The sequence below is a fragment of the Paraburkholderia bannensis NBRC 103871 genome, assembly GCF_000685015.1.
Lineage (GTDB): Bacteria > Pseudomonadota > Gammaproteobacteria > Burkholderiales > Burkholderiaceae > Paraburkholderia > Paraburkholderia bannensis.
The window spans coordinates 16833-34688 of sequence record NZ_BAYA01000048.1; the positions used below are offsets into that span (position 1 = coordinate 16833).

General features: G+C 59.0%; 14 protein-coding genes and 2 pseudogenes. 3 read left to right on the plus strand and 13 right to left on the minus strand.

The genetic code is table 11. The features are described 5' to 3' along the window. Positions 1–22: 22 nt before the first annotated feature. Both BBA01S_RS36720 and BBA01S_RS46385 read right to left on the minus strand, forming a co-directional pair. Positions 23–1327 (minus strand): chloride channel protein, encoded by a 1305-nt coding sequence (locus BBA01S_RS36720; RefSeq protein ID WP_407668370.1) that lies wholly within the window; start codon positions 1325–1327, stop codon positions 23–25. A 50-nt stretch (positions 1328–1377) separates the two neighbouring features. Continuing rightward, a pseudogene (locus BBA01S_RS46385) lies at positions 1378–1896 on the minus strand (MFS transporter); the annotation flags it as partial. Positions 1897–2293: 397 nt separating this feature from the next. Here BBA01S_RS46385 and pal point away from each other — a divergent pair. Continuing rightward, complete coding sequence (gene pal / locus BBA01S_RS36735) at positions 2294–2800, plus strand: peptidoglycan-associated lipoprotein Pal (protein WP_027820769.1); 507 nt, start codon at positions 2294–2296, stop codon at positions 2798–2800. Between the two features lie 47 nt (positions 2801–2847). Here pal and BBA01S_RS44470 read toward each other — a convergent pair whose 3' ends face one another. The 5 genes and pseudogenes from BBA01S_RS44470 to BBA01S_RS44480 form a co-directional block, all read right to left on the minus strand. Continuing rightward, the gene (locus tag BBA01S_RS44470; RefSeq protein WP_042298495.1) at positions 2848–3096 is read right to left on the minus strand and encodes a hypothetical protein; all 249 of its coding nucleotides are present in this window, start codon (positions 3094–3096) and stop codon (positions 2848–2850) included. Beyond that, positions 3080–5053, minus strand: coding sequence for a chloride channel protein (locus BBA01S_RS44475; RefSeq protein ID WP_084162766.1), 1974 nt, complete (start codon positions 5051–5053; stop codon positions 3080–3082). The genes BBA01S_RS44470 and BBA01S_RS44475 overlap by 17 nt, the downstream gene beginning before the upstream one ends. A gap of 43 nt (positions 5054–5096) precedes the next feature. Continuing rightward, positions 5097–6698 carry an APC family permease gene (locus tag BBA01S_RS36750; RefSeq protein WP_027820770.1) on the minus strand — a complete coding sequence of 534 codons (1602 nt, stop codon included), beginning with the start codon at positions 6696–6698 and terminating at the stop codon, positions 5097–5099. A gap of 71 nt (positions 6699–6769) precedes the next feature. Beyond that, positions 6770–7189 carry a MarR family winged helix-turn-helix transcriptional regulator gene (locus BBA01S_RS36755; RefSeq protein WP_084162767.1) on the minus strand — a complete coding sequence of 140 codons (420 nt, stop codon included), beginning with the start codon at positions 7187–7189 and terminating at the stop codon, positions 6770–6772. 670 nt (positions 7190–7859) lie between these two features. Beyond that, a pseudogene (locus BBA01S_RS44480) lies at positions 7860–8578 on the minus strand (IS6 family transposase). A 348-nt stretch (positions 8579–8926) separates the two neighbouring features. On the opposite strand from BBA01S_RS44480, the gene BBA01S_RS46390 reads away from it, so the two are divergent. Beyond that, entirely contained in the window at positions 8927–9250 is a 324-nt protein-coding gene (locus BBA01S_RS46390) for an H-NS histone family protein (RefSeq protein ID WP_084162768.1), read from the plus strand. A gap of 122 nt (positions 9251–9372) precedes the next feature. Here the strand turns inward: BBA01S_RS46390 and BBA01S_RS36765 are convergent, their stop codons facing one another. Both BBA01S_RS36765 and BBA01S_RS36770 read right to left on the minus strand, forming a co-directional pair. Beyond that, entirely contained in the window at positions 9373–10947 is a 1575-nt protein-coding gene (locus BBA01S_RS36765) for a methyl-accepting chemotaxis protein (RefSeq protein WP_027820772.1), read from the minus strand. Between the two features lie 211 nt (positions 10948–11158). Further along, positions 11159–13354 (minus strand): ATP-binding protein, encoded by a 2196-nt coding sequence (locus BBA01S_RS36770; RefSeq protein ID WP_084162769.1) that lies wholly within the window; start codon positions 13352–13354, stop codon positions 11159–11161. A gap of 779 nt (positions 13355–14133) precedes the next feature. Here BBA01S_RS36770 and BBA01S_RS47930 point away from each other — a divergent pair. Next, the gene (locus BBA01S_RS47930) at positions 14134–14379 is read left to right on the plus strand and encodes a Na+/H+ antiporter NhaA (protein WP_027820774.1); all 246 of its coding nucleotides are present in this window, start codon (positions 14134–14136) and stop codon (positions 14377–14379) included. A 530-nt stretch (positions 14380–14909) separates the two neighbouring features. Here BBA01S_RS47930 and BBA01S_RS44490 read toward each other — a convergent pair. The 4 genes from BBA01S_RS44490 to BBA01S_RS36790 form a co-directional block, all read right to left on the minus strand. Next, the gene (locus BBA01S_RS44490) at positions 14910–16310 is read right to left on the minus strand and encodes a sensor histidine kinase (protein WP_084162770.1); all 1401 of its coding nucleotides are present in this window, start codon (positions 16308–16310) and stop codon (positions 14910–14912) included. Next, a complete protein-coding gene (locus tag BBA01S_RS36785; RefSeq protein WP_027820775.1) occupies positions 16307–16969 on the minus strand; it encodes a response regulator in 663 nt (220 codons plus the stop codon). Before BBA01S_RS36785 ends, BBA01S_RS44490 begins: the two co-directional genes overlap by 4 nt. 23 nt (positions 16970–16992) lie before the next feature. Further along, a complete protein-coding gene (locus BBA01S_RS46395; RefSeq protein ID WP_084162771.1) occupies positions 16993–17307 on the minus strand; it encodes a DUF4148 domain-containing protein in 315 nt (104 codons plus the stop codon). A 148-nt stretch (positions 17308–17455) separates the two neighbouring features. Next, a complete protein-coding gene (locus BBA01S_RS36790; RefSeq protein WP_027820776.1) occupies positions 17456–17779 on the minus strand; it encodes a DUF4148 domain-containing protein in 324 nt (107 codons plus the stop codon). Positions 17780–17856 lie beyond the last annotated feature (77 nt).

The window sequence follows — 17856 nt, forward strand, 5'->3', positions numbered from 1 at the left end:
CGGCCCCGCATCGGCATTTGCCTTACGGCTCCCGCAGGTAACGCTGCGAGAGCGCTTCATACAGGGGCGGCGCGAAAAGGCGCGAGACACGGCTCGCGATGAGCGCCGTTGCCATCAGCGAGATGACGAGCGCGTGCCCGTTGATCATCTCGATGACGATCACGAACGCTGTGATAGGACTCTGCGTGACCGCTGCAAGATAGCCGACCATGCCGAGCGCGATGAGCATCGGAAGCTGCATCTGCGAAAACACCATGTGCACCGCATTACCGATGCCAGAGCCAATCGCAAGCGATGGCGCGAACAGGCCGCCAGGCGCACCGGGCAGGTACGATCCCACCATCGATACCATCTTCAGGAGCGGGTATGCCGCGCTGACGTGCGCAGTACCCTCGAGCATGCTGCGTGCTTCGGCATAGCCGCTGCCGAACGTATGGCCGTGTGTCAGCACGCCAACGACCGCGATGACGAGCCCGCTGAAGGCGCCAAACAGTACAGGCTGCTTTCCTCGCAGTTCGAGCAGCGGTCCGGGCATCCAGCGCTTCGTGTTGAGCAGCAGCCAGCAAAAGCATCCGCCCAGCACGCCTGCCACCACGCCGATCAGCAGGACGGCGAGGCTGAGCCATTGGGGCAGTCCCGAGCCGATATCGATCGTACCGAAGTACACGTAGTTGCCCTGAAGTCCCAGCGAGACGACGCCGGCAAAAATGATGGCCGTGATCAGCACGCCGCTCGTGCGCTGCTCGAAGCTGCGCATAAGCTCCTCGATGGCGAACACCACGCCCGCGAGCGGCGCGTTGAACGCTGCCGACAGGCCCGCGGCTGCGCCCGCGAGCGCAAGCCTGCGCTCCAGTACGCCCGGGCGGATAGCAAGAAACCGCTCTGGGTAGAGGCGCCTCAGGCTGAACATCAGGGCCGCGCCAACGTGAATGGTGGGGCCTTCGCGGCCGATCGTGAAGCCACCGAGAATGGCCAGAAAGGAAATGAAGATCTTGCCGACGAGAATGCGCAGGGTGAGCAGTTGTGGGCCGAGTTCGTCCGATCCATGCAGCATGGCGATCACCTGTGGGATGCCACTGCCTTCCGATCCGTCAAAGAAGCGGCGCGTGAGCCAGACCGTCACGGCACCTGTGGCGGGCGCTACGAGTAGCGGCAACCAGGAGCGCTCGGCGGCGTAATGCAGGAACAGGCCGTATCCGAAATCGATCAGCTTCGCGTAGAGCACCGCGATGAGACCAACGGAGATCGCTCCGAGCCAGAATACGCCGTAATGGAGCCATAGGCGCTTGGCTCGCTGCAGCGTCCGCCGGTCAATCAGCCCCAACATGCGCACGATCTGTCTCCCCTATTTTTCCACACTCACTTGCCGGCAGGCTCCATCCATCCGCCCGCCACGCCGCCGAGCGCGAGCCCGATCAACTGTGTGGTGTTGTACACGCCAGTGGCTGCGTCCGTGCGGTTGCCCGGCGCCAGCTTCGAGACGAGCGAAGGCTGTGAAGCCTCCAGAATGTTGAAGCCCGAAAGTGCACGAACAGCACGGCCGACACGATGACAAGTGTATGCGCAAGCGAGCCGAGCAAAAGCTGGCCGATCAGGAAAAGACCAATTGCAGAAACGAGCACGGCCTTCATCTTGCCCCGCTTCTCGGCGACGATGATGGCCGGCACCCTCATGACGAACGCAAGGTCCATGACGGGCAGATAGATCTTCCATATAGAGAAGCGACTGTGTGACGCCATATGCGCCGAGTGCAATGCCGACCAGCAGAAGGGTGTCGCCGTCTGGAATGGTTTTCGCGCAGACGGAAAACACCGGCATGATCATGAAGAGACCGAGCATGCGCAACGCGAAGATCGCCGCGAGCGATACGGTCGCGCGCAACTCGGGCGCGCTCATGCGTGAGCGGGGAGTGGGCGATGTGGACGTTGCGCGCATATAAACGGTAAAAAAAACCCAGCGGACGCTGGGTGAAAATAGTTGCCGCTCCTGCCACGGACGGCAACCGGACGCTACCATCCGGCAAGCTGAGGAAACGACAACGTCAGGGGAACTCGCACCGCGCTCACTGAAAGTATATCGCAATGTTAGATCACGGCATGATATTTCATAGAATCTAGCCGGGAAAAATTAAGAGAAACTTAAACCGGTAGTCCCTGAGACGGTTTGAATGGATTAGAAGCATCGCGCCGACGCTGAGGGGAAATACGGTGGCAGTTCAGGGAATTTCTGTCTAGACTGGATCGCGAAATCCGAGTATTGATGATTCGCTCTTCAACCTGGATCGGGAGCCGTCATGAGCCTGAATCGATCGTGTGTCGCCATCCTCTCGCTTGCACTGCTAGCCGGTTGTCACTCGGCAACGAAAACGCCTGAGTCTTCCGGTATGGCGAACATGAACGCAGCCACCTCGCAGCCGGTGACCGGCGTGACCTCGATGATGGACGAGCTCAACAATCCGAACAGCCCGCTGGCGAAACGCAGCGTTTACTTCGATTTTGACAGCTACACGGTGAAGGACGACTACCTCCCGCTGTTGCGGGCACACGCGGACTATCTGCATCGCCATCCGACGCAGCACGTGCTGATTCAGGGCAACACCGACGAGCGTGGTACGGACGAGTACAACCTCGCGCTGGGCCAGCGCCGCTCGGAGGCTGTATTGCACGAACTCGAATCGCTTGGCGTACCGGATTCGCAGCTCGAAGCGGTCAGCCTTGGCAAGGAGAAACCTCTCGCACTCGGGCACGATGAAGCGTCATGGGCGCAGAACCGGCGCGCCGATCTGGTCTACCGCCGGTAAGCGGCCATGGACAGCGGTTCGCGCGGCATGGGTCACCTGTTCTGCCTTTACAAGCCCATGAAATAGGGCCGCAGATCCATATCATCGGCCCACAGGTCGACTTCGAGTCTGTCCTCGAAGGTGACGGGCATTCCCCTGTACATACCGCAATAGCCATGTGCCGTACGGTAGATGACGACCCACTCGCGGTTATCCGGCAGTGGGTCGCGGTAGTCGGCACCATCACGCAGGTTCACCGCATGCAACGCTGTTTCGATCCGCGTGCGGATCGCGTCCCACTCAACTTTCAGCTTCATTGCTGACCTCCTTGCCGGCGTCGCGTGCCGCCACCTCGAATTGCGACGCGCTATCAGCGCCGTAGATACCGCGTGCCCGGTTCCCGGCGCGCGCGGGGAAAATGCGGATGCTGCTGGCAACGGCATCCGCGATGTGCTCCTTTGCTATGACGCCGCTTACCTTCGGCGGCCCGGACCCATCGCCGTTGACGACCACGGCCATGACGGCCCGGTGTGAACGCAACTGGCTGATCACGTCGAAGGCCGCATCGGACTCGGAGACGACGATGAAGTTGCGCTGCGCAAGTCGGCCAATCGTGATCGCCGGATCGTCGTGGCTCACTGCACGTCGCAGGCCGGTGTTGATGCGCAGCACGACGTGGATCCTGTTTTTCCGCGTCACGACGACGTGACGAAATGCCGGGGCGTCAGGAGAGCGAAGCAGGTCCCGGATAGGTGTAGCTGTGTCCAGCACGAGGACATCGGTTTCCATCAACTGCGCAGCGCTCTGCACCAGAAAGATATTCGCGTGGAGCGCGTCGGGGATAATGTGGCCGCGCCTCGCGAGCTTGAGGGTATAGATGCTCTCGCGGGAGAGCAGGCGGCGCGCACCGAGACTGAAGGTGACGGCGATGATCATGGGCAGCACGATGTCGTAGTCACGCGTCATTTCGAAGATCATCGCCACGGCCGTCATGGCAGCACCGGTGGCGCCGCCGACCATCGCACCCATGCCCACCATGGCGAACGCCGGCACGCTGACGGGAATGCCCGGCAGCACGAACTGAAACGCCGATGCGAGCGCCGCACCCAGTGTTGCGCCAATGAAGAGCGACGGCGAGAACACCCCGCCTGATGAACCGGAGCCAAGACTCACCGAGGTGGCGAACATCTTGGCGAGCACGAGTGCCAGCAGAAAGAGGCCACCCTGGAGCTGTCCGTAGAGTGTCGCCTGGATCGTCGCATATCCTACGCCCTCGACGTAGTAGTGCCCTGCGTGCCGCATCAGCGCGTACATCAGCAAACCGACCAGCAGCATCCCGATGGCATGCCGCCAGTAGCGCCCGTGAATGACGTCAAAACTATCCTCGGCCCAGTGCAGGGCGCGGATGAGCAGTGCAGCGGCCGCGCCGGTGACGGCTCCGAGGACCGCGTAAAGCATCATGGTGAGGGCGCTCCCCGGCTGGTTCGGCAGTGCGCCCAGTTGCTCGGGTACGAGAAACGCCGGCTCCACGCCGAAGAAAAGGCGGCCGACGAATGTGGCGGTGCCGGTTGCAAGTGCGACGGGCAGAAACGTGTTGACGCTGATCTCAGGCATCATCAACTCGGTCGCGAACAGCACGCCGCCGATCGGCGTGTTGAAGGTCGCTGCGATGCCCGCGCCAGCGCCGGCTGCGACCAGCGTAATGCGCTGGCCCGTTGCCATCGGAATCGCCTGACCCAGCGTCGAGCCCAGAGCGGACCCGATCTGGATGATTGGACCCTCCCGACCGACGGCGGCACCCGTGCCTATGGCGAATGCGGATGCCAGTGACTTCACAACGGCCACAACTGGCCGGATGATCCCCCGCCGGAAATAGATCGCGTCCATGACTTCCGGGACGCCGTGTCCCTTTGCCTCTGGCGCAAACGTGCTGACGAGCCAGGTGACAACCACGCCGCCCGCAACCGGCACGAGAATCACGAATGCTCCCCAGGGAGCCGGTGGCGTGAACCGGCTCGCGTCGTAGGAGAACGACAGATGGCCGATGAAGAATGCGTTGTGGACGGCACCAATCAGGCCGCGAAACACCACGGCTCCGAGTCCGGTGACGACGCCGACGAGAAAGGCATAGCAGCACAGACGGTAGAGGCCCACGGGCTGTCCGTCATCTTCCTGCAAGGTTGAAGGCGCGGCGAGGCCAGGCGCCACCCGCACGGACCGGTGGTGTCCAGCCTCCTGTGCATCATGCTGGCGTCTTTCGCCGCTATCGTTCATCGCGCGCTCCCGGGTTGCGCAGGCGGCCCGGCCGCCGCTTCACCTAGCTGGTGTGATCCATGCGTGCCATCATGTCCGACGTCTCGCTTGCGCTGAGTGCACTACGCAGCGCCAGTGCAAGCACCACAATGCTCCACAGCGTGACCAGCAGGATGTCCCACCCAAAGCCGATCACGCCACGGCCGGCACCGATACCGCCAAGCCAGGAGAGCAGCCACAGGCCGCCAAACCACGGCAGCAGCCAGGCAATATGACGCCAGCCGAAGGCGTGAACGTCGCGCCGTGCAATGAAATGGTAGTGAACAGCATAGGCAATGAAGCCAATCGCAACCAGCGAGAACAGGAAGTTGTTGGTCCTGAATCCCGTCCAGTAGATGATCAGGTTGCTGCAGATGAAGGCGAGCGGGGCAATGAAACCGGCGGCCCCCATCCGGAAGGGGCGCTTGAGATCTGGCAGGTTCCGCCGCAGCACCATGAGTGCGATTGGGCCGAGGCCGTAGGTCAGCACAGTGACCGACGTGATGTAGCCCACCATTTGCTGCCAGGCGGGGAAGGGCATCAGGAAGAGCACACCCACTACCCACATCACCAGCACAGCGACCCATGGAATCTGAAAGCGGTTCAGACGTGTGAGCGCTTGCGGCCCGGCGTTCATCTCTCCTGCTGCAAACAGGATGCGCGATCCACCCGTCACATACATCAGGCCCGTGCCACCAGGCGAGACATAGGCGTCAATGTAGAGCAGCGTCGCCATCCAGCCGAGCCCAAGTGTGGCAGCCAGACCAGCGAACGGCCCCATTTCGCCCTTGAAGCTGACCTTGTCCCAGCCATGGGCAAGGTCGGCGGGCGAAAGCGCCATGACGAACGCGACCTGAAGCAGGATGTAGATGACAGCCGCGAGCACGACTGCGCCAATCACGGCGATTGGGATGGTACGGTGTGGATTGGCGGTCTCGCCCCCCAGGTCGATGGCCGTACGAAAGCCGAGATAGCTGAAGACGATGCCGGCCGCAGGCAATGCAGTGAACATGCCAGAGAGCCGATAGGTGCCGGGTGCCACATGCATGACGTCCCAGTGCGTGCTGGCCGTCATGAGTGCGACGATGGTCACGAGCGGTACGAGCACTTTCCACCAGGTGATGGTCGAATTCACGTTGAGAAGCCAGCGCACCACCATCAGGTTCAGTAGTGCGGTGACGCCGAGCAGTGCGGCGCAGGCGACGAATCCCGCGAGCGTGAGCAACCCCGCACTGCCGGGCCGGATAAACCACGGCAGGTAGTTGTTAGCGTAGGTGACAATGGCTTCAGACTCGACTGCAGGGACCGGGACGTAAGCGAGGAAAAGCAGCCAGCACCATATGCGACCCAGTCCTTCGCCATGGCTTGCATGGCTCATATGCACAAGAGCGCCGCTTCGCGGGAAGAGCGCGGCAAGTTCCGCGAAGCACAGCGCGATCAGCATGATGATGACCGCGCCCAGTACCCAGCTGCCGATGCTCAGCGGTCCGGCAATGCGGGAGGCGTGATAGGCGCCGAAGAGCCAGCCCGAGCCAATCATGCTCGTGGTGCTGGCGAGGAGTAGCCCGACGATGCCGGCGTCGCGCCGAAGCTTGCCTTCGAGGGTCAGGTTTGAGGTTGTGCTCATGCCGACCTCCTTGCTTGCAGTCACCCCTGACCGTTTGCTTTGTTCTCGTACCGTGGCGGGTATCGCACCGCCTAATCCTTCCCGTCCCGGAATGCCCAGCCGAACGACTGGACCTCTTCCTTGTGCAATGCTGCGAGCTTCATCAGTAGCCGCTCGCCTTCCTGCGTCAGATGAACCTGCATCTGACGGCGGTCGTACGCGCTCTGCACCCGGCTCACGAGTCCGGCCATCTCACAGCGCGTCACGAGCGCAACCGTTCCGTGGGATGATGCCTGCAGACGCGCGGCAATCTCGCCAACAGTGGCCCAGTCACGATCGGGAAACGCGCGTGTATGCAGCATCAGCATGTACTGAAGCGGGGTTACACCCTCCGCGTGCACGATCTCCTCTGAAAACCGCAGAAATCGCCGAAGGCGATACCGAAATTCGGACAGTTCTTCCAGGTCGGCCCGAGTCACCATATCCGTCACCCTGCGTGGCTTCGACGGCATAGGCCTCTCCAAATTTTTCGAGTTCCAGATAGAAAAAGGTCACTATGTGACATAAAATATAGGCGGTTTTGTGCGGTAGTGCAAAACGCTATTCTAAAGGAGTGATGGCAGCAGACGCTCCGGGTCTGCCGCTGCCAGACCTGTTAACATGAGACGAGTTGCGTTGACGATACTGATCCTGTGTCTCGCCACGGTCCGGGCGCGAGCGGACGATCAGTGTGTCCCGCAGGGCTTGGACACGGCACACACGGGCTTCGGCAGTTGCACGTTGCCAGGCACCTCACCGACCGTCCGCCCGGCGACGTCGCGGGTATCGATGCATGCGGGGGCGACGGCTCGCGCCGGGCCGTACTTTCCACTGCTGCCAAGAGGCATTGGCTCATTCGACAGCTATTCCTCGAAGCTTCGCGGCGAGCGCTTCCAGTTGCGCTGACCGTGAACGCTTTGGAGGCAAGTGCGTAATTGCAGTTGCGACTTTCCCCCTCCGCTCCAGGGAATTCCAGCTGGACGTGATGCTGGTGCGCTCACCGGACGCGAGTTACGGCTGCCATGCAATTGTGGCGCCGCGCGAGCGATGTGACCGGGAGCGGGCGCCAACCCGATGTAATATGGTTGCGTCGCGTTGAGGGCGATGTGACATCAGGCGCCTGATATGAAGAGGGAGGATTACTTACATCACGAGAGAATAGATTTGTTCGGCTGCAGTCGAGGTGACGCCATCGTCACACATCCGCCTCTTGCTGATCATTTGTGCGATCTCTATGCCGGACAGGATGATGCGCGCACAGCGGAAATCCTTGAACCCTGTCATCGGTTTCATGACGCGTTTGATGGCACGGTGATCCTGCTCGACGACGTTGTTCAGGTATTTGCCGGATCTTGATCGGCGTCAAGTGCTCGGCATTGAGCGCTTCAAGCGCAGCCAGTTTGGCGCCGCTCCTGTCCACGGTAATTTTTTCGGGTTCGCCGCTGTTCAATCGCCTTCTCGAAATGGCGGCGCGCCGCGGCCTTCTCCCGATTGGCACGCAGCAGGAAATCCTCGGTGTTGGCCGCCTTGTCGACCGCGCGGTACAGGTATTTCCATTGGCCGTTGGCTTTGACGAAGGTCTCATCGACGCGCCAGCTTTTGCCGACAGGCCGTTTGCGTTTGCGGAATGCTTGCTCAAACACCTGCCGCGGCTTGATAACCCACCGGTGCGCACTCGAATGATCCACTTCGATACCTCGCTCGGCCATCATTTCTTCGAGGTAGCGTAGGTTCAGTGAGTACGCCACGTACCGCCGCCGGCCGCACAGCAAGATCACGTCCAGTGAGTAGTGCAGCCGCTTCTGTACCTTGCCGACGCCCGCTGGCAGCGTCTTGCTCGGCGTCTTCGTCTTTGCCATCATGCTTGTCATGTGGTCGACGAATTTTACTTGACCGCGTGAGTGCGACAAAACCAACCCCGAGCTCGCCAGCCTGGCGATCTCGCGCTGGAATTCGAGCGGATGATTCGGTGTACCTTTGCGGCCCGATTTCTTCAGTGCTTCTGTTGTCAAAGTAGTCCCCACTACTCGTTAGGTGGACACGACATTGCCCCAAAGGCGTTACTGAACCTCACGATGGATTGCCCGGGCGCTTACGCTATTGTCGCACTGACGGAGGTTCGGTAATCTGTGGGGCGTTAAGACAGTCGGTGAGTAGTCAAACGGTTGAGCGAGATATCAATTGCAAGCTAGTTTGCGGAGGTAAAAGTTTTGACAACGTACAAAGAACTTAAGGCGCAGATCGCAAAGCTCGAGGAGCAGGCAGCAGTTGCCAGGCAATCTGAGTATGCTGTAGTGCTAGCAGAGGTGCGAGAAAAAGTCGCCGAGTTCGGTTTTACCGAAAGAGATATCTTTGGACAGGGGCGTCGACATCGCCCAGGCGGCGTCGGGCGCGGCACTCCTGTCGCGGCTAAGTACAAAGATCCCAAAACTGGCGCTACCTGGTCAGGGCGTGGGCGTGCGCCAGCGTGGATTGCGAACGCGAAAAATCGTGACCGATTCTTGATTGATTCATCCTCTCGTGACGTCTCGTAGAGATTTACGGTCTAGTCATTGCTGACATTTCACGTATCGGGAAAAAAATGGTTCCTCGCGTACAGCCAAGGCTATAGTGGTGATATTTGTTTGGACAGGCGATTCTGAATTAACGTTACGCGTTATCGTGGCAATTTCTGCCCGTCTGCTGTCCTGAAAATAGCCACGGCATCCTGCAGATTGTGCGATTGTTCGTCGAGCGATTGCGCTGCGGCAGCGGCTTCTTCGACCAGCGCGGCGTTTTGCTGCGTCTTATCGTCTATCTGTGCGATGGCGAGGTTGATCTGCTCAAGTCCGCTGCTCTGTTCGGTCGCAGCTGAAGCGATCTCGCGGACAATCCCGGTAACGCGGTTGATCGCCTCCCGGGCGTCACTGATCGTCTTCCCGGTTGCCTCAACGAGTTCAGCACCATCACCAACGCGGCTGACTGCCTGATTAATCAGATCGCGGACCTCCTTGGCAGCCGTCGAACTGCGCTGTGCAAGCATACGGACTTCCCCCGCAACCACAGCGAAGCCCCGACCTTCCTCCCCGGCCCGTGCTGCCTCTACCGCCGCGTTGAGCGCAAGAATGTTTGTCTGAAAGGCGATGCCCTCAATGACCCCGATGATATCGACCATTTTTGTCGATTCCGTCCGGATGTCCCCCATCGTGCCGATTGCACGCAGCACCATCTCTCCGCCGCGTTCAGTGATCTGGGCGGCAGCGCCGGCGAGATCACTTGCTGCATGGGCATTTTCAGCGGTGCTTCGCACGGTTCCTGTTAACTGTTGCATGCTTGACGCCGCCTGTTGCAGAGCCGCTGCCTGACTCTCGGTTCGCGAGGACAAATCCATATTACCGTTTGCGATCTGACTGGCTGCTGCGGCTACATTGCCTGCGCCCGCGCGGATCCGGTCGACGATGTCGGAGAGCGCGTTGCGCATCTGCCCCATCGCGAACATCAGACTCGTGCGATCTTTCTCGCTAACAACTAGCGGCGTACCGAGATCGCCACAGGCGATCGCGTCCGCGATGCTGGAGGCGATTCGTGGATCGCCTCCGATGGCATGTTCGATACTGCGATTGGTGTACACCACGATAATTGCGAGCAGCGCAGCGATGACGGCGAAGACTACGATGGCCAGATAGACCGATTGCATGAAGGCATTCTCGATGTCGTCAACGTAGGCGCCGGTCGAGATAATCCAGTCCCAGGGCGCGAAGCGGATGACGTAGCCGAGTTTGTCGACAGCTTTGGGTGGGTTCATGCCAGGATGCGGGAAGACGTAGCCAACGAACCCCCCATTGGGCGGTCTTGCCGCCGCGGCAAAGGACACGTAGTGATGACGTCCGTCATCGTCGACCACGTTTGTTAGGTCCTTGCCTTCCGTGCCGGGCTTGATTGGGTGCATGAGCATGCGGGGCGTCGAGTCGATAACGATAAAGTAGCCGTCGTTGCCATAACGGACGCCCCGCAGTCTCTGGAGTGCCTCCTTCTGCGCCTGCTCGGAGGTCAGCGCACCGCTTTGTTCAAGGTCGGCATATTCCTGAACAATACTTAGGCCGACATGCGCTATATTCATCAGATCATTACGCCGTTCCTCGATGCGTGTCTGGTAAGAAAGCCAGGCAGAACTGATGGTAACGAGCAGCAGTGCGACAAGGCTGATGACCAAGGGCAGCCAAAGCTTCTGCCGGAAACTGAACGAAGTCATGTGAATCCAGGTGGGGCTACATGGTTCATGAATGCGCATCCACATGCGCTTATGTATTAACGGGTCGGAAGGTGCTTCAATACATAGAGGCAAACCCGCACGAGTCGGCTTCGTGGCAATGATTTCGCTTACCTTTTATATCCGGCAATAGCCAGGTCTGTGTTGAACTCAACTGCCAGACAGTGCACGGCAGCCCGCAGTGATCCCCCTGTTATTGATTGATCTCGCTGCGATAGGGTGGCAGGCCGTCCAAACGATTATCCAATGGAAGCAGCGACGCTTGAAGATGCTTTTCCAGCTCGAACGGGTCGCAGGGTTTCGCGAATACGCCAACGCCTATCGAGTCGATACCCTCCAGCGCTTCGCGCGCATAGCCGGACAGGAGCGTAACCGGGAGCTCGGGGTAGAGGCCACGGATTACAGCAGCGAGTGTTACCCCTGTCATTTCACCCGGCATCTGGATGTCCGAAACCACCCCATCAAAATTCAACGAACCAAGTTTCAGCACGTCCAGCGCCGCTTGAGCGTCGCCCACCGAGACGACGGTGTGGCCCATTGATTCGAACACTGCCTGTTGTGCAGCCGCGACAAGCGGGTCGTCTTCGACAAAAAGCAGATGCATTGGGCGAGTTGCCACAACTCCAGGCGTCAGGCTGTCGACGGCTTTGGTTGCCGTCGCCCTGGCTCGTGGCAAAAAGAGCGAAACGGTCGTCCCTTCATTGGGCGCACTGTCGATTTTGACGAAGCCGCCGGCCCGTTCGCAGAAACTGCGAACCTGTGCGAGGCCAAGTCCGGTTCCTTGCCCGACCGGCTTGGTGGTGAAGAAGGGGTCAAAAGCACGTTCACGCGTGGCAATGTCCATACCAGGCCCTTCATCCCGGAAGGAGAGGCTCACGTAGTCCTGGATCTCGCGAGACCCGTTTCCATGTGCGACGTTGGCAACGTTCAGCATCACTCGCCCGCCTTTGGGCATTGCATCTCTCGCATTCATCGCTAGATTCAGTAATGCCAGCTCGAGCTCGTTCTCATCCGCGCGTATCAACCAGATACCCTCAGCCAGTGCTTTTTCAAACACGATCGAATCGCCCAGGGCGGGTTGTAACAGTGAAAATCCTTCCCAAACACTTAGGTCGAGAAGCTTTTCATGTAGCGGCTGTTTGCGTGCCACGCCTAACAGGCGACGTGTCAGAGCCTCGCCCTTCGTAATGGCCACCCTGATATCCATTAATGCCTGGTGCCTCGACTTCGAATCCTGAATCCCGCGGGCGGCGTGCGCAGTCACGGCCATGAGGATGTTGTTGAAGTCGTGGGCAACCACGGCGACCATATTGCCAAGTGTCTCGAGGCGACGGCTCTCTTCATGGCTTCTTTCCATGTTCAAAAGGGCTTCGCGGTGTGCCTCAAGCTGCCTCCATGCTTGCTCCTCGCGATTGAGCCTGCGAAGGTACAGCCACAAAAGCAGAACGATGCCGGCGGATGGAGTGAATGTCGTCAGAGACAGGCGCAATGTACGTTTGCCCCACGCAGTGGATAACGAGGCCAGGGGGTAAAAAGCTACAATATAAGAGTTGTAGTCGCCGACACGGTGGTACGCAACGATACTGCCTGCGCCTGCCTCTCCATCGCTAGGGTAAAGTCGATTACTACCAGAAACAGAATGTTGGCCGAATTCGGCCGCGACCCATTTCAATATCAGCTTCTCGACGTCGGACCGATGACTTTCCGGATACCAGACTAAAGGAACTGCATTTGAATTCAGAAGACCGAGATACAAAGGGCTGTCAGGACTGCGCAGGTCACGGAAAAAGTCGCGGTAATAATCAAGCCTCATCGAGACTGACACCATTCCCGCAAATGCGCCGTTTTCTGTCCACCCTTTAGCGACGTTGAAAGTCTTTACACCTGTAATGCGTCCTATCATGGGACGCGAGATGTACAGTTGCTCAGGCGCCGCACTGACCGTAGCGAAGTCTTCCCGCCCGGCAATGCTCACATGCCGGTTGACGGGCGTACTGGAAACCAGTAGATCTCCGTTTTTCCCGATGACATTGATCGATGAGATCTGGGGGTAGCCAGCACCGGCCCGGATCAGTTGTTGACGGATCGTAGTTGCAGAAGCCGCTATTTTTTGGGCATCAAGTCTTGAAACGCTGGCAATTAAAGCGGGAATGGCGACTGCATCGATGTCGAACAACTTCACTGCCTGCTGTTGGGCCACGCTGGCAGCTCGGACTGTCGTATCAGTCGCAGCTGCGAGATGATCGCTCCAGTCCGATATTGCGGTAAGTGCTACATACATAGCTGGCAATACTACTGCGCAAACGATCGACGCGCCAATCACGCGACGAGCGTCGCGAAAGTGCGTTGCCGTGATATTTTGATCAGGCTTGCTTCCCCGTTGATCCATGGCTATCCACAAGGCATTTCTATAGGCGTAAAGCGAAGGGCCGATCTGCTGGAGTGCTCGTTATCCATCGAGCCGTCGTCCACGACGTTTTCCCAACACTAATCCCTGCGGGCTTACCCCTAGCCACGCTATTTTAGTATGCAGCAATTCCATGGGAAGGGGCATGGTTTCATCGGACATCCATCGCGACTTCCATCAAGATGGTACGTTTCCTGTTCGAATGCAGCAATTTTCGAACCCATTTTTTTAGGCTGGAAAACCGGTAATACGATGTATTCCTGTTCCAGGTCGCCGGATTCCACGCAGGACGCGACATCGCTACGCGCGAGTTAGAAAGGCAATCAGCTTTAGAGTACTGCAAACGCCTGATAACCCTTACGCACTCGGCCGTTGCTTTTTTATTGATCCGGAAAGATCGGAGTCAGCGGTGAAGCCTCGGCGGTACAATGTGCACAGGGGTTAGCTGTATAATGCAGCGGGACAGGCAATCTGCGCTGGTCGGGCCGCCGCGCAGGATTTCTCTCGCATATGCAACAGAATGTTTCTCCACGCAAGATACCAGCGGTCGAGCCGATAGCCCGCAAGGCATTCACCGCCTTCAAAGATTTGCTCCACATTGATGCAGCGAGTGGCGTCATATTGATGATCAGCTGCGCTGATTATCGCTAACTCTCCCCTAGCGCGTCCCTACCAGTAGCTATGGGAGCCGCCCATCGTAATCGGTGTGGGAAGGCGTGTTTTCGGCGAGTCGCTGCACTTCCTGGACCAATGACGGCCTCATGACCGTTTTCTTTCTCATCGTCGAAATGGAAATCCGTCGCGAGATCCACGAAGGCTCGCTGTGCAGATTGCGGCATGCATTCCTGCCAGTAGTGGCAGCAGTGGGCGGCGTAATCGTTCCTGCCATTATTTATTACACGTTGAATCGGGCGTCAGGCATCCCTGGCGGCTGGGCCGTGCCGAAGGCAACAGATATCGCTTTTGCGGTCGGCGTGCGCGCACTTCTCGGCAAATTCTCCAGCTAATTTAGTCATCAATCTCGTATGATCAGATCCAGATTTATGCTGTATTAAACGGAGGTCGCTCCAAACGTAGAGGCGAAACGGACCTTTGTAGATTAGGTATGAGCTCGATTGCGTCCTCGCAATCCCCAACGCATCCGAGTGTTGGCGGCTCATTTGATGCCGCCGTCTCTCCCCGGATCGGCGGTTTTTTTTACAAAATCCCGACTTTTAACTCGCGGTCATGTTGAACGCACAATTCGCTGTCGGCCGGACACGCGCTTGCTGCGCATACGCAAAAAAGAGGCCCCGATCATACTGTCGGGGCCTTCGAAGGGCGATCCCGGCAGCACTCCTGAATCGACAGGCCTGCTGCACAGCGAATCTCCAGCGTGAAAATTCATGGCTAGTTTGAGGCTGATCGCGACAGCCAGCGCGCATATTCGCTTTGTACGTTAATAAATTAGAATTCCGAATTTAGTAAAAAATTGAGGCGATGGATTTCAATTCTGACTCGAGTCTCCAGTCATCGAATTGGTGGTTGGCAATATTGCTCAGGCGGGCCGACGCGCTGTGACGGTGTGCGCTCCCGAACGATCCGCATTCGAAGTGCTTGGACCGATCTCTAGAGCCAACTTGGGAAAGCGTAATTGTACCGTCAACCCGCGGCCGTCCAGGCCGCTGTCCAGCGCGAAAGCGGCCTGATGTTGTTCGGCGATGCGCTTGACGATCGAGAGGCCAAGACCACTACCAGTAGCCGTGTGTCCAGCGCCCCGGTAGAAGCGCTCCCATACCCGCTCACGATCTTCCGCGGCGATACCTGGGCCGGTGTCGCAAACCATCAGCACGGGCGTACCATCCTCTCTGCGTGTAACGACATCGACGCGGGCATGCGGGCCAGCATATCGGATAGCGTTGTCGACCAGGTTGTTGAGCAGGATCCGAAGAGCGTCCTCGTTGCCTCGAACGTGCACGGAGGATCCAGCGACAAGGCCGAGGTCAATTCCGTTTGCTTGTGCCAGACGCGCCCGCTCGCCAACAACCGAACGCGCGAGTGATGTGAGATCCAGGTCGGACATCGCCAGCGGCATCGAATCGGGGCCGAGGCGAGCAAGTGTCAGGAGTTGCTCGGCGAGATGCGCGAGCCGCGCTGTACCCGTGCGAATCTGTGCGGTGATCAGGTCGCGCTCCTCTACGCTGGGTGCTTTCGGCAGAAGATCAGTCTGCAGCGCCAGTCCCATGATTGGCGTACGGAGCTCATGAGCGGCGTCCGCAATGAAGTGGCGCTGGGCCGTAATAGCGTTATCGAGGCGTAGCAGCAGATCGTTGAGCGAGTCGACGAGGGGTTTGACTTCTCCAGGAATTTCCGACGTGTCGATCGTCTGCATGTTGTCAACATCTCGTCGCTTAAGGTTTGCGGCTATAACCCGAAGCGGCCGCAGCCCGTAACCGATTCCGAACCAGAGGAAGAGGGCAAGCAACGGGATCAACGACAGCACTGGCCAGAGCAGGTGCATCGCTATCTCGGCCACCGCTTCCCATCGTGCACGTCTCGCCTGAGCCACTCGCACAAAGGTGTCGCCGTCGCGTGTGACATATGTGTGCCAGAGTTGCCCTCTGACAATCACGTCTGCGAATCCAGTGCCTGTAGGTGCGGGCAGTGCCGAGTCAAGATCGGTACTGAAAACCGGTGTTTCGCCGCGCCAGACCTGGAGCAGCACGGCGTGCGATTGCTCTCCCGAAAGCCTGTCCTCGTTTGCGCCCTGCATGCCTTGCAGTGAAAGGTGCCCGTCAGGTTCAACCACGACATGCTGCGCGACTGCCTTCAACTGGTCATTGAGCAGTTCATCCAGTTCAGTCAGCGCACCGCGGTAGGTTGCCGCGCTCGCCAGTAACCCGGTAAGCAAGGTCGCGGGGAGCAGCCACCAGAGCAGGCGCCGGCGCAGCGATTTCAATCGATTTCTCCCATCTGGTAGCCGACTCCACGCACGTTTCGGATTGCCTGAGTACCGAGTTTGCGGCGCAGGTTATGAATGTGAACCTGGATCGTGTTGCTCCCGATCTCCTCATTCCAGCCATACATGCGCTCCTCAAGCTGCTCGCGGGAGACAACGAGGCCCGGTTGCTGCATCAGTTCGAGCAGCAGTGCGAACTCGCGCGCCGTCATCGGGATTTCCACTTCGCGCAGCCAGACCCGATGCTGCGCGGGATCGAGGCGAAGCGGGCCGACGCGAAGGGTCGTTTGTGAATGTCCGGCCTGGCGTCGGCGTACTACGCGCATGCGCGCAAGCAGCTCATCAAGTGCAAAGGGTTTGACAAGGTAGTCGTCTGCACCAGTGTCGAGGCCCGCGACGCGGTCCGGGACCGCGTCGCGGGCCGTGATGATAATCACCGGGACGTCATCCTTGCGCTGACGCAGTCGCGCGAGCAGGGTAAGCCCATCCTGTCCCGGCAGACCCAGGTCAAGAAGCACGAGCCCATACGACGTAGTCCGTAGCGCCAGCGAGGCTGCATCGCCATCCTGGGCCCAGTCTACCGCGAATCCCTCGCGTTGCAGTCCCCGCTGCAGACCGCTGCCAATCAGGGTGTCGTCCTCTACGAGAAGTATCCGCATCGAATCGCTCTCTCTTCCCGGAATCAATGATGGCTATATAACGAGTCCCACCTTGCATTTGAGATGCGATGACCCGCCTGCGACGTATCAGTGGCGGTCCCACCGTAAGCTGCCTCAGCGTTACCGGCCGCAGGGTTCTGCGCAGCGACGCGCGCTTCCGCAGCCTGGATGTCAGAAGGATACTGCGTTCGGCTTGGCTTGTAGCCTGCATGTTCAAGCTGGACAAGCTCTGCGCGGACCTGCGCGCGGGTCACAGGGTCGTTCGATGTCCGGGCAAAGCCAACGGTCGGTACGCCAATAATGAGAGAAAGTGCGATGACTCCAGCAAGCGTTTTCATGATGGGTTCCTCCCTGATAGACCTGTCCTCAGTGCAGGCGAGATCACAATCGCCCGCAATAGAAGCGTGAGCCAGGATACTTAAGAGACGATTAACGCTGCGCGTTTTGAAGCTTCGCTCACCGCATTCTGGGTCAGGTGCCAGGCAATTAATGGTGTTCGTACAGGGGCATTGAGCTTCGGTGTGAGGTGCTTGTATCGCCTGACTGTGAAGCACTGCCAGTGCTGCTACCCATTCCGGATGTAGGCAGGCTCCCCTTGGCGTTTTCGGCTGCAACGCGAGCTTCCGCAGCCTGAATGTCATCTGGATAAGTAGCCCTGTTGCCCTTTGCGGGGTTGTAGCCAGCTTTCTCAAGCTGGACAAGCTCCGCACGCACTTCGGCTCTGGTCGGATGGGTGCTCGCTTGCGCAATGGCGAGAAGCGGGGCGAGCAGCAGCCCGATGCTGGCGATCCCGACGATGGTCGTTTTCATGTAAGCCTCCAGAAGTTAGGTGTTTGGCAAATCTGCACCCTAAGTATGGAGAGGGAAACTTATGTGCGAGTTAACGA